This is a genomic window from Staphylococcus sp. LKG4-2 (assembly GCF_050955665.1).
Classification (GTDB): Bacteria; Bacillota; Bacilli; order Staphylococcales; family Staphylococcaceae; genus Staphylococcus; species Staphylococcus saprophyticus.
Window position 1 is genome coordinate 834,938 of the sequence record NZ_CP194532.1, and the last position, 15,356, is coordinate 850,293.

Here is a 15,356-nt window from a genome sequence, read left to right on the forward strand (position 1 = left end):
AATATTTAGAAAATTCAGTTGTTTGAGGGCTTAAAGTATGATACATTTTTCTTTGTTAATACATAGAGGGAAGTGTTTAAGATGTTATCAAAAGTTAGTAGATTTGCCACCAACACATTCTTAGTATGGATGTTAATTGCTGCAATTATTGGATTTATTTTTCCAGCACAGTTAGCTACATTGAGCGGATGGGTACCATATTTATTGGGTATTGTGATGTTGGGGATGGGGTTAACAATTGATCCCAAAGACTTTAAAATTGTATTTCAGTCGCCACGTTCAGTTATTATTGGCGTCATTTTACAATATACGATTATGCCATTAACGGCATTTTTAATAGCAAAATTATTTCATTTACCACCAGAAGTTGCAATTGGTGTTATATTAGTAGGCTGTTGTCCAGGAGGGACATCAAGTAACGTTATGAGTTACTTAGCTAATGCGAATGTTGCGCTATCAGTTGCCATCACAAGTGTTTCAACTTTACTTGCGCCAATTATGACACCAGCATTAATATATTTATTTGCGCATGAATGGCTACAAGTTTCATTCATGAGTATGTTTTGGTCAGTCATTCAAGTTATATTGATACCGATATTGATTGGTTTTATATTACAAAAGGTATTCAAAAATTTTGCGGCCAAATCTGCTACGGCATTGCCAATTGTATCTGTAGTTGCTATTTCATTAATTTTAGCATCAGTCGTTGGAGGGAGTAAATCACAGATTCTTGAAACTGGTTTATTAATCTTTGCTGTTGTTATCTTGCATAATATAGTAGGTTATACACTTGGTTATACGCTAGCACGTATATTTAAACTAGAGAGAGCAGACAAGAAAGCAGTATCTATTGAAGTTGGAATGCAAAATTCTGGTCTGGCAGTATCGTTAGCGACTGTGCATTTTAGTCCGCTAGCAGCTGTTCCGGGTGCAGTATTTAGTTTAGTACATAATATTACAGGACCAATTTTAGCAAAATACTGGAATAAACGTTAAAATCTTAATCAACAGTGGGTACACAAATGACACTACGACTTTAAGTAGTGAATTTAGGTACCCACTTTTTTTGGTGTGAAATTGATAAGATAAAGAAGATTAATTACACTTGAAATTATGATAAGCTATTACTAAATAGAAACGATTAAATTATTGAATTGTGAAGCAATTATTGGAGGCATATTCATGTATAAAGCAGTGGTATTTGATTTTGATGGTACGATGATTGATACAGAAAAACATCTATTTGAAATCATCAATAAACATTTAAAACAGCATAAGCAAAATGAAATTAGCTTAGACTATTATCGACAATCGATTGGTGGTGCTGCAACCGCATTACATAATTATTTAGAGGAAGTACTTGGTATTGACAATAAAAATAAAATTTATGAAGAGCATCATGAAACAAGTGTGGATTTACCGATTATTGAATCTGTACAAAAGTTAATGGATTATTGTAAACAACGCCATATACCAATGGCAATCGCAACAAGTAGTTATCGAGAAGATATTCTGCCAACATTTAAAAACTTAGGTTTAGATGTTTATATAGATATTATTGTAGGACGTGAGGATGTTGCAGCAATTAAACCGAATCCAGATCCATATTTAACAGCAGTGCAAAAACTAAATTACAATCCTACGAATTGTCTTGCGTTAGAAGACTCTGTTAATGGTGCCACGGCTGCTGTTACCGCAGGATTAGATGTCATTGTTAATACAAACGAGATGACAGAATTACAAGATTTTAATGAGGTTGCTTATATAGGAAAAGATTTATCTGCAGAAGAGATTATAAAATTATGTTTTGAAAATAATAGGGGTTAATACTATGAATGGTTATTTGATATTGTTTTTCTTAGGTGGACCTATCATATTAGCGATTGGTAATTTAGTACTAGGACCTATTTTTAATAAAAAGATACCGTTTCATATTCATTTCCGTTCGTTTATGGTGGGTACTTTAGTTTATTTATTAGGCGCAGCAGCACTTTATTATTTTGTCTTACAAAATCAATTTTGATATTAAAAAAGGCTGTCGTGTTAAAACACGGCAGCCATTTTATGTTTCTATGATAAAAATTTAAATAGAAGTGTTACGATAACAAGAATAAGTAGAATCGCATCGATTCCCACCATAATGGCAAAACGAGGATTCTTTTCACCTGTTTCTTTTGATTTTTTAACAGCTTTAAGGTTGGGTATCAAACTTACGATTAACAAAATCATAACAACGACGCCTAAGATAATACTCATGATTTGTCACCACCATTTTTATTTTTTGCAATAAATTCCCATACATAACCAGCAATAATCCCGAGAATTAAGCCAATGACAATACCTACTTTCAGAGCGGAGAATATCGCACTAATGAGTATTGCAATAAGTAATGCGATTGGAATGGTTATTCCAAATTTATATTTTCTTTCAGGTGAATTTACTATAGAGAAAAGCACAAAATATAAAATGCCAAAGACAACGATGACAAGTATACTTTTTAATATGAGTTGCCCAATGGAACTATCGGAACCACTAAAATAATTTAATACGAAAAATAACACACCAAAAATGATGGAAATCGTAATTGTACGTTTCAGTAAGTGTTGATTCATATAAAACTCCTTTGTAATCAAATCTAATAAAGAGTATACCATACAATGTATTTAAGTTAATGTTTCACTGGTTTAGTTGATACTTTGTGATCATATTGATGGTGATCATTTAAATATGCATAGAATAAACCTATAATTAAACCACCCCCGATATAATTCCCAATACCTGCACCAATCAGATTGATAACTGCAGGAGTTAAAGCTAATACGTTACTATGATAAATGAGACCGCCTGCGAAAAGGACAGTATTGTATACGACATGTTCATAACCCATAAATGCAAAAATTGACACACCAAACATCATGACAAACATTTTAGCTAAAATATCATCTATTTGCATCGCAATGACTAAAGAAATATTAATGAAGAAATTTGCAAAAATACCTTTAATTAATATCGCTATCAAACTTGAAGATAATGTTTTATGTTCAATGGTTGCCTCTAATTGCGTAAACATATCAACTGTCATAACATCAGAGCCTTTTAATATAAGAAAGAAAACTAGGCCACCTAAGGCATTCCCAATAAAGCAAAGCATGAAGATTTTTAAAACACGAGTTGGACTGATAACGCGATAATATAAACCAACAGTAAAATACATAAAGTTGCTTGTCAGTAGCTCTGAATTTGTAAATAGTATTAAAACAAGCGCAAAACTAAATGCGACAGCAGCCACTAAATTGATAACACCTGTGGGAACATGTGTATCAAGAGAAGCTTTAATAAGTAATACAAATACTGTGATGACACCTAATATAAATCCAGCCATGATGGCGCGAAGTAAATAACGTTTGAAATAAAAACTTTGAAGTATATCCTTTGTTCTTATTGTATCTACTACATGATTTATCCAAGATTTACCGTAAAAGACTTTATCCCATTTAACATTTTTTTCGTTCACTTTATTATCCTCACTTTCTTTAATTAAGCATAGTATACTACGAAGTGATTAAATTGTGAATATTTTCACAAAATATATTTTGATAAGCTATAAAGTATTTAAGTGATGTTTGAATAAAATGAATTTTCCTTATGAGCCTAAATCATTGAATATCATGCGCAAAGTACTGATGGATAGTGATATGGTGCTTTCTTTAAAACTTATTTATATAGATGTTTAAAACCTATATTTAAAAAATGTAGGATTGAAGTAATAAAATAATAAAAAAAGACTTTGCTTTTTTTACTAAAATCGCATACAATTAATGACGGAAAATGTAAACCCTTACATAATTCAAAATAATTGTTTAAATTTTTTGAATTTATAGTATAATAGCGACATAATAAGTGAAATGAAATTTACTTATATTTGAAAGAGATGGGGTTTGAATGATGGAAGAAAATAATGAATTACAAAGGGGATTAGGTGCTCGTCAAATGCGTATGATCGCTCTTGGCGGAACAATCGGTGTTGGATTGTTTATGGGGGCAACCAGCACTATAAAATGGACAGGTCCTTCTGTGATATTCGCATATTTAATTGCAGGTATCTTTTTATTCTTAGTAATGAGAGCAATGGGAGAAATGGTTTACTTACATCCAACTTCTGGTTCTTTTGCTAACTTTGCAAGTGATTACATACATCCAGTGGCAGGGTACTTAACAGCTTGGAGTAATATATTCCAATGGGTTGTTGTAGGAATGAGTGAGGTCATTGCCGTTGGAGAATATATGAACTACTGGTTCCCAGATTTACCACAGTGGATTCCTGGTGTTATTGTGGTTGCACTATTAGCAGGTGCAAACCTTGTATCTGTTAAGGCGTTCGGTGAATTTGAATTCTGGTTTGCAATGATTAAAGTTGTAACAATTATATTAATGATTGTTGCTGGCTTTGGATTAATTTTCTTTGGACTTGGTAATGGTGGAGAAGCGATCGGCTTATCTAATTTATGGTCACATGGTGGTTTCATGCCTAATGGTTGGATTGGATTCTTCTTTGCGCTATCAATTGTTATTGGTTCATATCAAGGTGTGGAATTAATTGGTATTACAGCTGGTGAGACGAAAGATCCGCAGAAAAATATTAAAAGTGCGGTTAATGGTGTTATCTGGCGTATATTAATTTTCTATATTGGTGCAATTTTTGTGATTGTTACTGTTTATCCATGGGATGAATTAGGAAACATAGGTAGTCCTTTTGTAGCAACATTTGCGAAAGTAGGTATTACCTTTGCAGCTGGTTTAATTAACTTTGTTGTATTGACTGCAGCAATGTCAGGTTGTAACTCAGGTATATTCAGTGCTAGTCGTATGACATTGAACTTATCTCAAAAAGGCATGTTACCTAAATTCTTTGGTAAAGTTATGAAAAATGGTGTTCCAATTTGGACTGTACTTGCCATTGCAATTGGTATTTTAATTGGTGCATTATTAAATGTTATCTTACCTTTATTCATTAAAGGTGCAGACAGTATCTTTGTTTACGTATATAGTGCGTCAATCTTACCTGGTATGGTACCGTGGTTTATGATTTTAATTAGTCATTTAAGATTTAGAAAAAATCATCCTGACGAATTAGATGGTCACCCATTCAAGATGCCTGGTGGTGCTATAACAAACTATATTACGATGGCATTCTTTATAATGGTATTGATTGGTATGTTGTTTAATAAAGAAACCGTCGTTTCAGTTGTAATTGGTATTATATTCTTATTATTTATGACATTATTCTTTTTCTTAAAAGGCTACCATAAATTGAGTAAAGACAAACTGATATAAGTAAAGTAAATATTAGAAATAGCTTGAATGCTTATTGAAGTATAACGAGTCTGAGACAAAAATAGATGTCTCAGGCTCTGTTTGTTTTTTTATTAAAATAATTTCAACATAAAAGGTTTCATATTTATTTAATAAGCTATTTATATTCATAATATAGTTAATTTACAGAAAATTAACTATATTAAAATGTTCACTCAAAACTAGTGTTTTAAACTGAATGTGTAGCACGATAATACATATTAAAGGAGTTATTAATTTATGAAAATCTTCAATAGGTTAGCAACTATTTCTGTAGCAAGTGCAATTGTGGCTGGTACAGCATTGGGGAGTGCACAACCAACTTATGCATCAGGCGGAGGACAAGATTCAAATCAAAATGATGAAGTTTCATATATGGGAAATACTAAAAATCCTAAAAATGTGATTTTCCTTGTGGGCGATGGTATGGGACCTTCATATAACTCTGCATACCGTTATTTTGCAGATAATCCTGAAACAAAAGAAATGGATAAAACAGCATTTGATCATTATTTAGCAGGTAACCAACGTACAAATCCAGATGATCCAAAAGAAAATGTAACGGATTCAGCTGCTGGGGCAACTGCTTTTAGTTCTGGTCATAAAACATATAATGGTGCAATTGGTGTTGATGAAAATAAAAAGGATGTTAAAACTGTTTTAGAACAAGCTAAAGAAAATGGTAAGTCAACTGGACTTGTGTCTACTGCTGAACTTACGGATGCTACACCAGCAGCTTATGCGTCACATGTTGATGATCGTGATAAAAAAGATGAAATTGCGCAACAATTTTATAATGATAAAATAAATGGCCAACACAAAGTGGACGTGCTACTTGGTGGCGGTGCTGAATATTTCGGAAAAGAGAATGGTAACCTCACAGATAAATTAAAAAAAGATGGTTATGATATTGTGAAGAATAAATCGCAAATGCAAAACTCTAATAGCAAGCAAATACTAGGTTTATTTGCAGATAATGATATGCCTTTACAAATTGATGCACCAAAACAAAATCCAAAACTTGTTGATATGACAGATACTGCTGTTAATAAATTGAAACAAAATGATAAAGGATTCTTCTTAATGGTAGAGGGTGCTTCAATTGATAAATCTGGTCATCCTAATGATGTTACTGGCGTAATGTCTGAAATGCAAGGTTTTGAAAAAGCATTTGACTATGCAACACAATACGCTAAAGCAAATCCAGATACGCTAGTCGTTGCGACTGCTGACCATTCAACAGGTGGGTTATCCATTGCTAAGGGTAAAGACTACGTTTGGAATCCAGATGCGATTCACTCAATGAAACATTCAGGTTCTTATATGACAAAGCAAATTGCTAGTGGTAAAGACGCTGCGAAAGTCATTAAAGAGGGTTATGGATTTGATGTAAAACAAAGTCAAATTGATAAAATTAATGAAGAAGCTAAAAAATTAAAAGATCTTGATGAAGATGACGAAAAATATAAAGATCAATTACAAAAACTACAAGATGCAGTACAAAAACCAATTAACGATAAGTCTAATACTGGATGGACAACGTATGGTCATACTGGTGAAGATGTAAATACTTATGCATTTGGTCCAGGTAGTGACCGATTCCAAGGTAACATTGATAATACAGATAATGCCAAAAACATCTTTGATTTTTTCAAAAATGATCAATCATCTTAATTCAATTTCATAACTAAGAAAACAAAAAAAACACTTTCTCTAAGTTCACAATACAATGTGATCATTAGGGAAAGTGTTTTTTTTGTAAAAAGTAATTAGTGTTTAAACCGAATGGTAGATAAATGCTTACGATAATTATCTAAAGCCATTTTAGATTGTGTAATTGAATCCAGTGCACTTTGGTAATTTAAGGCAATATAGCGATAATATAAAATATCAACAGTAAACAATTGTGCGAATAGAGATGTCGTGGCAGCCATGCGCAATTCATTTTCATCTGTTTGGCCATAAATAATGGTGTAATCTGATATTTTAGCAACTGGATTATCATTTGAACTAGAAATTGTAATAATAGGTATCGTATAATCTTTAGCGACTTTTGCCATGGATTGCATTTCGCTATGACTACCTTGATTCGTAACAAAAATAATACAATCACGTTCATCATGGGTAGCTAGCGTCGACATGAATAAATGCGTCTCTTGAAGTAGACGAACATTAAGTCCTATGCGCGATAATTTTTGGAAAAGGTCAGTCACTATCACGAGAGAGGCACCATAGCCAAATAGAAAGATTGTACGTGCACGCTTCATCGTATCGCATATGTGATCTATCATTTGGTCATCAATATGATTAGATACATAATTCATCGTATCAGTGACACGAGATAACATTTTGTTTTTAAGTGTATCTACAGATTCATTATCTACAAGTTCTAGATGATTATTGTTAATTGCATCATTAGGTAAATAACGAGATATAGCGATTTTAAGCTCTTGAAATCCTTTTCCAGTTATTTTCTTACTAAATCTAACAATGGATGCAGTACTTGTATCAATTTCATTTGATAAATCTTGGACAGACATATTTATCATTTTATGCGGTGTAATTAGTATGAAGTCAGCGATTTTTTTCTCGCTTTTAGTTAATTGATTATAATTGCTATCAATTTTATAAAGTACGTTGGTCATTTTAATCACCTAGTGTATCAGATTCTCGCATAGCTTTCGTTGTACCAAAGAAATAGGTGAATATGAAACCACCTGCATATGCTACGAGTAGTCCTGCAATGTAACCTAAATACATATGATCTGAAATCAAAGGTAATAAAGAAATACCACTTGGTCCAATTGCAGTTGCGCCTATGTGACCAATACCACCTATGACTGCACCGCCAATACCGCCACCAATACAAGCAGTAATGAATGGCTTGCCTAGTGGTAATGTCACACCATAAATTAATGGCTCTCCAATGCCTAAAAATCCTACTGGCAAAGCACCTTTCAGTGTGTCTCTTAAGGTTGTGTTTTTACGACATCTTACCCAAAGTGCAAGCGCTGCACCAACTTGTCCAGCACCTGCCATTGCTGCAATAGGAAGTAAATAAGTAGCACCTGTTTGATTAATCATTTCAATGTGAATAGGCGTAAACATATGATGTAATCCTAACATAACTAATGGTAGGAAGAATGCACCGATGATAAAGCCGCTAAAGACGCCGCCAATATCGATGATGCCGTTAATCACAGTAACAAGTCCGTCAGAAACGAACCCAGCTAAAGGCATAAATATAAAGATTGTTAACAAACCAATGATAAATAAAGTGATTGTAGGCGTAACAATAATGTCGATTGAATTAGGGACGATTTTATGTAGACGTTTCTCTATAATACTGAGTAACCAAACTGCAAAGATTACGCCAATAATACCACCTTGGCCAGGTTGAAGGGGTTCACCAGTAAAAATATTAGTAATCATATTTTTGTCTGTTAATCCCGTCAATAATGTTGTACCACCGATGACGCCACCTAAACCAGGTGTAGCACCAAATTCTTTTGCAGCATTGATGCCAGTGAAGATAGCGAGGTAGGCTAACATACCATCTTTGATAACGTTAAATACCGTAACAAGTTGAGTTACCCACTCGCCAGAAATTTGTCCTGCTGCTAATAAGTTACTTAATACAGCGGCGATACCGCCAATTAAACCCGCACCAATAAATGCAGGAATTAAAGGTATGAAAATATTAGCTATGGTCTTTAATAATTTATTGAATTTACCACGTTTTTGTTTACTTTGGAATTCAGATTTATTTGCTTGGGCTTGTGCTTCGGCATTTGCACGGTAGTCTTTCGATTTATGTTTGATTGTTTCTCCTAAAGGGGCACCGCTTAATTCGGACATGTGAGATGCCACTTTATTAACCGTTCCTGGCCCTACAACGACTTGTACACGGTCATCTTTAACTACGCCCATAACACCTTTAATTGATTTTAGTTGTTCGTAATCAATTTTATCTTCATCGAGTACTTTAATTCTAACGCGAGTCATACAATTAATGATATTATCCATATTATCGATGCCACCAACCGCGTCAATGATATGTTCTGCTAATATTTGCTCTTTTGTCATAATATAACCTCCTCTTATATTGAATACAGGTAATCATTCTTGAATAAATTTGCTTAGTGATATCGTGGTGAATTAATTCTGTATTGCTTTTTTAATGATATGATTATTATCGTTAAGTCGAGTAACGGCTTCAGATTTATTAATATCGCAGAGATGCATGACGACGGCTACTTTTAAGTTTTGATCAGCGGATTCATAAAGTGATTGCGCTTGATTATATGAAATGTCACATATGTCTTGAATAATCCGTATGGAACGATCTATTAACTTTTGGTTTGTTGCTTTTACATCTACCATGAGGTTATCGTAAACTTTACCAACACCTACCATTGTAATTGTGGAAATCATATTCAATATTAACTTTTGCGCTGTTCCAGATTTCAATCTTGTTGAGCCAGTTAATACTTCTGGTCCTACATTCACTTCGATTGGATATTGTGCTAGGTCACTTATTTTGGTGTTTGTGTTACAAGATATAGCGACTGTGTGTGCTCCAATCTCTGTAGCACATTTGAGTCCGCCCATAACATAGGGCGTGCTGCCGCTAGCTGCAATACCAATAACAACATCTTTTTCATTTAGATGTATATGTTTTAAGTCTTCACGCGCAAGCGACTCACTATCTTCTGCACCTTCAACTGCTACTGTCATTGCACGTTGTCCACCAGCTATGAGTCCAATAACTTCATTAGTTGAAGTATTAAAAGTCGGTACACATTCTGCTGCATCGAGGACACCTAAACGACCACTGGTTCCAGCCCCGATATAAATGATGCGACCACCTTGTTTAAATTGTTCCGTTGTAACTTTAATTACTTCTGCTAATTTTGGTAATATATCATGAATTTGTTGGGGTACTTTTTGATCTTCAGCATTCATAGTTTCTAAGGCTTGTATAATGGACATTTCATCTAAATGCATGGTTGCTTCATTTCTTGCTTCAGTCATAGAATTATTCATAAATTTCAGCTCCTTGTTTGTATAATAAATTCAAAGGTATCATTAGGACGTAAGCAATCAATGAGCGGTATATCATCGTCAATAATTTGACCAACAACATTTATATGTTCGTGAGGGTGTAAATCTGTCTTGATAATTTGCAGTTCTCCTTGATAGCGACCATTGAGTTGGTTGTCTACGGTAATAGCGCCTGTTTTTCGGATATGATTAAATTGAGGTTTTATATCTGATTGACAATAATGACGTGCTTCTTGTGAGCGCAGTACATTTGCTGGGTTATCGATACGGACGCTATGTCGTTTTGATAATATGGATTTAACTTGTAAGTCTTTTAATGTGATAGATAAAGTGAAATGTCTTTGTGTTAAAAGTGATATGAGTTTATGAGCGTATCGTTGTGTTATTTGTGTATCGCCAACCATGATATGGTTTACTGATTGATCTAGTAATAGTTGAGCACTTTTAAGGGGGTGCATATATCTCGAGCATTCGAGTGTTGGTAATCCTCTATAAAGTGGGCCACGTTTTGTAGTTCCAACTATAAAGCCATAGATATTGGCATTAGGATTAAATTTCAAAATTAATTTATTTTGAGCGTTAACAAAATCTGTCGTTAATCCAGTATCTGGACGAGGATAATAGTTATGACAATAGCATATATAACTAAAATCATTTAACTGAGTATATAACTGTTGCAACAATTGTTCGGATACAATACTGGCATTGAGACAACATTGGAATCCATTTTCAATAATTTCATTGACAATATCAATAGAAGTACTATGATCTACGCGAATAATAAAATGCGCCTGCTGATATTGCTTCAAGAATTGATAGAAAGATTGATTCAGCAATGAAGGATTGATATCAATCATATAAGTCAGCTGATCGTTTGATAGATAGTCTAAAAGTTCTCCCAAATAGCGATATTTAGTATTCTCATTGTCTTCAGGAATTTGAACTGAAGTGAAAATAGTCGTGTATCCTAAATCAACCATGCGTCTTATATATGATTTATCGATGGATTGACCAAGATAAATAGAAAAACCATGCATTTTTACCACTCCTTTAATGCTGTAATCGGTTTCATTGTACAACATATGAAAAAGTATTACAATTTGAATTTCTATTTTTATTTAAAATGAAATTTTATTACAAATAATAGGAAAGTACTTGATGGATATGCATTAAACGTTGTTGGATAAGTTCGATATGTTTCGTGGTATTGCCGATCGTTAATTCGTCGAGCGGTTGTTCCATTTGATTGCTTAAAAAAGTAAAGTAATTATAATGAAAAAGGGATAATTGATACAAAGCATCTTGTTTAAATTCAGTATATTCTTGCTCTATAAAATCATGAACATCCTCTTTATATTGAAGTTTCTTTTTATGATTGGTAACATAAGCAAATTTATATATCTCGATTAAATTGAGTAACTTGGTTATACGTTTTTCTAAGTTGTGAAATTCTAGGTGATACATAGAATCATCCTTTCGTTAAATTGTGGCATAATAAACAATAAATAAGCGAAGGGTTTTTAAAATTTTACAATGCAATGGCAGAATTATAGATGAAGTTTTTAGTAGTGTCTAAAAGTAGGTTAATTAGAAGAAGTAGAGTACAGAATTAACTGAGTAGTGGAGGTATAGATAATTATATTTTATTAAATATATGGATAAAGAAAATCCAACTGAACATTAGGACTCAGTTGGATTTAAAAATTGTTGATAATTATTGACGGTAATATCTTGTGTTTTGATTGTTTTGCCAAAAGAATACGAAATATCATGAATATCAACAATGGGGATTTCATTTGTTTTACCAAGTCCAATTTCAAAAATGACAGCCTTCCAAAGTCCTTCATCACAAAGTAATCCAATGAAAATAACATTTTCAGTTACAATATCAGTACGATTATTATATTCCACGGCCATCACATTTCTTTCTGTACAGTAGATGAGTACCTCTGAGAATATAGGGGGTAAATTGAGATGTTCACTATGATCAAATTTAATATAACGATCTAATTTTTTTAAATAACGTCTCATTTTTGTATAAGGTAAATTTAAGCATTTTTTAATAATTGCATTTATTTCTTCTTTATAAGGCAGTGTTGAATAAGATTGACTTTCATTCAAAACTAGGAATAAAGCAGATAATTGGTTTTCAGTTAGCTCAATTTCATAACTATTTGGTGTTTCTTGCAATTGGTAACCACCCAACTTACCATGTTTTGCCAAAATCTTAACACCTTGATCTTCTAAATCTTGAATGTCTCTTAAAATCGTCCTTTTGGATACATTTAAATCCGTCGCTAATTCTGAAGCAGTAATCTGTCTATTCTCTTGAATAGCTAGAACAAGTTTATTTTGTCTTTCGCGTTTATTCATTAGAAAGTTACCTCCCAAATGATTACATATTACATTTATTATATCACAAAAGTGACAATGATGACATTTAGAAAAATTTTTTCGAGAAATTTAAAGAAAACGCTTACATTTATGAGGAGGTTATGTTAGTATATAACTAGTAACAAAGGGGTAGCGAATAGATGGCAAAGGGGTAGGCTATTACATATAGTTTTGTTAACATCTATTTGTTCGAGTTACTAATCAAACATCTTCAATATTTATTACTTACTTTCCTTTCTATTTAACCGGCTAGCGACGCTAGTCGGTTTTATTTTGTAATTATTGAGTATATAAATGGTATTTTGATTAACTGTATTTTAATCGTAGCCAAATAACATGTATTTCAATGCGGATTCTGTGATAAAATAAAACAATTATATAGCGTATATAGGTTCGGTTTATATTATTTAAATGAAGAGGTGTATCTCATATGGAAAAAGAACAACTTATTAAAATAGATGATTCAATTCATGCTTGGTTTAATACGTTAGATGACATTATTCCAAAGTTAATCAATGATATGGTTACAAGTACTAAAAAAAACAGGTTTGATTTAGTGACCAATGTAGATAAATCCATTCAACAAAAGTTCGAGTCATTTTTAAAAGAACATTATCCTAGTCATCAGTTATTTGCAGAAGAGAAGTCTAATAGTGAAATCAATGCTAAAGAAGGTCATGTTTGGATTATGGATCCAATCGATGGTACAACCAACTTAGTTAAGCAACAAGAAGATTATTGTATTATCTTAGGGTATTTTGTAGAAGGTGAGCCTATGCTGTCATATATTTATGATTATCCACATGGCAAACTTTATAAAGCAGTCAGAGGATTCGGAGCTTATGTAAATGGCGAGCCATTATCATCGCCAGAAGATATCGAGTTAAAAGATGCGATTATTTCTTATAATCCATTAGTAATTAATGATGAAACGATTCAAGATTTGAACGAGGCATCATTTGGATACCGTTGTATTGGCTCATGTGGACTAGATTCAATACGTGTAATTAAAGGTCAGTTTGGTGCACATGTCAACACGAATCCGAAGCCATGGGACATAGCAGCACAATTTTTATTTGCAAGTGAACTTGGCTTGAAAATGACCACATTGGATAATACAAAGTTAGATTTTTCAACAGCAGGTCCGTTTATTATTAGTAATAAAGCTTGTCATACACATATGTTAGATGTACTTAATTCAGGTAATGGATATAAAAATTAGGAAATCACAAAAAATGTTTTAGTTTTATTATTTATTAAATAAATAATAGGTCTAAAGAACTATGTCTTATTTATTATATTACTATATAATGTATTATTAAATAGAGTAGAAAATTGACATAGAAATGGAGAATGATAAGAGTGAATCGTTCTGAAAAAAATAAAAAAATGGGCTTACCGACAAAAGTTTTCTTGTGGTTTATAGGCATATTAGTGCTGCTAGCATTAATTGCAGTCATATATCTTGGCTATAAAATATTTTCTGTTGGAGGATCTATCCATAACCCTCTTGATAGAGATAAATCATCATTAAGAGATAAAAGTGTGAATTTGGATGATGGAGATCCATTTACTATTGCATTATTTGGCGTAGATTCTAATGCCGAAAGAAATGCTAACGGCGGTGGACAACGTAGTGACACGATTATGGTACTATCCGTTAATCCAGAAAAGAAAACAACTGAAATCGTTAGTATACCTAGAGATACACAAGCAGATATTGTTGGTAAAGGGACAACTGAAAAAATTAACCACGCATATGCATATGGTGGGCCTGACATGGCAGTGAAGTCTCTAGAAAAATTATTAAATGTACCGATTGACCATTACGCAACAATTGATATGGATGGTATGCAAGATATGATTGACACTGTTGGTGGTATTACAGTAACAAGTAACGCAACTTTCTCTTATGACGGTTATCAATTTACTGAAGGTGAACGGTCTAAAATGGATGGTAAAGAAGCCATGGCGTTTATCAGAAGTCGTAAAGAAGATGGAGCTGGTGGCGATTTTGGACGTCAAGAACGTCAACAACTTGTTATTCAAGGCCTTGCCAATAAACTTACAAGTGTGAGTTCTATTACGCATTTTAATTCTTTAATGAATCATGTTGAAGATAATGTGAAGACAGATTTATCAGTCGGTGAATTAAATAAAGTAAGAAGTAATTATAAAGATGCAAATGACAATGTAAATAGACATCAATTAGAAGGCCAAGGTGGCATTCAAGATGACGGACTATATTACTTTGTACCTAGTGAAAATTCATTAAATGAAATTGAGACAAACGTAAAAGATAATTTAGGTATTTAATATAAGAATAGCGCGTGAGAAATCAAATCTGATTTAAAAATTAGATTGGTTTTTCACGCGTTTTTAATTGAGTACAAAAAAGCTATTTTAATAATCAATGAGATTGTAGATTGAATAGAATCTGATGCATAGCGCTGTTAAACATTGTGCTATTTAATAAAAAAATAAAGAATATAATGAAATACCTTAACAATTGAGAAAAATACCTATACAATAGTATTAACATTATT

16 protein-coding genes are annotated in these 15,356 nt (G+C 32.8%); 7 read left to right on the forward strand and 9 right to left on the reverse strand.

From position 1 onward, the window contains the following. The first annotated feature begins 81 nt into the window (after nt 1-81). The 3 genes from ACM6UH_RS03875 (at nt 82) to ACM6UH_RS03885 (ending at nt 2,023) form a co-directional block, all read left to right on the forward strand. Nucleotides 82-996 carry a bile acid:sodium symporter family protein gene (locus tag ACM6UH_RS03875; protein ID WP_011302532.1) on the forward strand — a complete coding sequence of 305 codons (915 nt, stop codon included), beginning with the start codon at nt 82-84 and terminating at the stop codon, nt 994-996. A gap of 186 nt (nt 997-1,182) precedes the next feature. Then, complete coding sequence (locus ACM6UH_RS03880) at nt 1,183-1,827, forward strand: HAD family hydrolase (RefSeq protein WP_048787450.1); 645 nt, start codon at nt 1,183-1,185, stop codon at nt 1,825-1,827. A gap of 4 nt (nt 1,828-1,831) precedes the next feature. Continuing rightward, the gene (locus ACM6UH_RS03885; RefSeq protein WP_011302534.1) at nt 1,832-2,023 is read left to right on the forward strand and encodes a hypothetical protein; all 192 of its coding nucleotides are present in this window, start codon (nt 1,832-1,834) and stop codon (nt 2,021-2,023) included. Between the two features lie 47 nt (nt 2,024-2,070). On the opposite strand, the gene ACM6UH_RS03890 is transcribed toward ACM6UH_RS03885, so the two are convergent. Genes ACM6UH_RS03890 through ACM6UH_RS03900 form a run of 3 tightly spaced genes read right to left on the reverse strand, consistent with a single transcriptional unit; the run spans nt 2,071 to nt 3,514 of the window. Next, on the reverse strand, nt 2,071-2,256 hold the full coding sequence (locus tag ACM6UH_RS03890; protein WP_002482540.1) for a hypothetical protein: 186 nt from the start codon (nt 2,254-2,256) through the stop codon (nt 2,071-2,073). Further along, a complete protein-coding gene (locus ACM6UH_RS03895; RefSeq protein ID WP_002482541.1) occupies nt 2,253-2,612 on the reverse strand; it encodes a hypothetical protein in 360 nt (119 codons plus the stop codon). Before ACM6UH_RS03895 ends, ACM6UH_RS03890 begins: the two co-directional genes overlap by 4 nt. Before the next feature lie 56 nt (nt 2,613-2,668). Beyond that, entirely contained in the window at nt 2,669-3,514 is an 846-nt protein-coding gene (locus tag ACM6UH_RS03900; RefSeq protein WP_011302535.1) for a formate/nitrite transporter family protein, read from the reverse strand. A 431-nt stretch (nt 3,515-3,945) separates the two neighbouring features. On the opposite strand from ACM6UH_RS03900, the gene ACM6UH_RS03905 reads away from it, so the two are divergent. After that, complete coding sequence (locus ACM6UH_RS03905; RefSeq protein ID WP_047504436.1) at nt 3,946-5,334, forward strand: amino acid permease; 1,389 nt, start codon at nt 3,946-3,948, stop codon at nt 5,332-5,334. A gap of 258 nt (nt 5,335-5,592) precedes the next feature. Beyond that, nucleotides 5,593-7,026: an alkaline phosphatase gene (locus ACM6UH_RS03910; protein WP_011302537.1), complete on the forward strand. Its 1,434-nt coding sequence runs from the start codon at nt 5,593-5,595 to the stop codon at nt 7,024-7,026. 95 nt (nt 7,027-7,121) lie between these two features. Here the strand turns inward: ACM6UH_RS03910 and ACM6UH_RS03915 are convergent, their stop codons facing one another. From ACM6UH_RS03915 to ACM6UH_RS03940, 6 genes are all read right to left on the reverse strand, one after another. Continuing rightward, nucleotides 7,122-7,997, reverse strand: a complete 876-nt coding sequence (locus tag ACM6UH_RS03915; RefSeq protein WP_047504431.1) for a MurR/RpiR family transcriptional regulator — start codon at nt 7,995-7,997, stop codon at nt 7,122-7,124. A gap of 1 nt (nt 7,998) precedes the next feature. Continuing rightward, the gene (locus ACM6UH_RS03920; protein WP_011302539.1) at nt 7,999-9,438 is read right to left on the reverse strand and encodes a PTS transporter subunit EIIC; all 1,440 of its coding nucleotides are present in this window, start codon (nt 9,436-9,438) and stop codon (nt 7,999-8,001) included. Between the two features lie 72 nt (nt 9,439-9,510). Beyond that, nucleotides 9,511-10,398, reverse strand: coding sequence for an N-acetylmuramic acid 6-phosphate etherase (gene murQ / locus ACM6UH_RS03925; RefSeq protein WP_011302540.1), 888 nt, complete (start codon nt 10,396-10,398; stop codon nt 9,511-9,513). 5 nt (nt 10,399-10,403) lie between these two features. Next, nucleotides 10,404-11,453, reverse strand: a complete 1,050-nt coding sequence (locus tag ACM6UH_RS03930) for a MupG family TIM beta-alpha barrel fold protein (RefSeq protein ID WP_011302541.1) — start codon at nt 11,451-11,453, stop codon at nt 10,404-10,406. A 97-nt stretch (nt 11,454-11,550) separates the two neighbouring features. After that, complete coding sequence (locus tag ACM6UH_RS03935) at nt 11,551-11,880, reverse strand: hypothetical protein (protein WP_048787451.1); 330 nt, start codon at nt 11,878-11,880, stop codon at nt 11,551-11,553. 216 nt (nt 11,881-12,096) lie between these two features. Further along, complete coding sequence (locus tag ACM6UH_RS03940) at nt 12,097-12,789, reverse strand: helix-turn-helix transcriptional regulator (protein ID WP_011302543.1); 693 nt, start codon at nt 12,787-12,789, stop codon at nt 12,097-12,099. 451 nt (nt 12,790-13,240) lie between these two features. Here ACM6UH_RS03940 and ACM6UH_RS03945 point away from each other — a divergent pair, with 451 nt between their 5' ends. Together ACM6UH_RS03945 and ACM6UH_RS03950 are read left to right on the forward strand one after the other, a co-directional pair. Further along, nucleotides 13,241-14,032, forward strand: coding sequence for an inositol monophosphatase family protein (locus tag ACM6UH_RS03945; RefSeq protein ID WP_011302544.1), 792 nt, complete (start codon nt 13,241-13,243; stop codon nt 14,030-14,032). Nucleotides 14,033-14,172: 140 nt separating this feature from the next. Next, entirely contained in the window at nt 14,173-15,126 is a 954-nt protein-coding gene (locus tag ACM6UH_RS03950; protein WP_011302545.1) for an LCP family protein, read from the forward strand. The last annotated feature ends 230 nt before the right edge of the window (nt 15,127-15,356 follow it).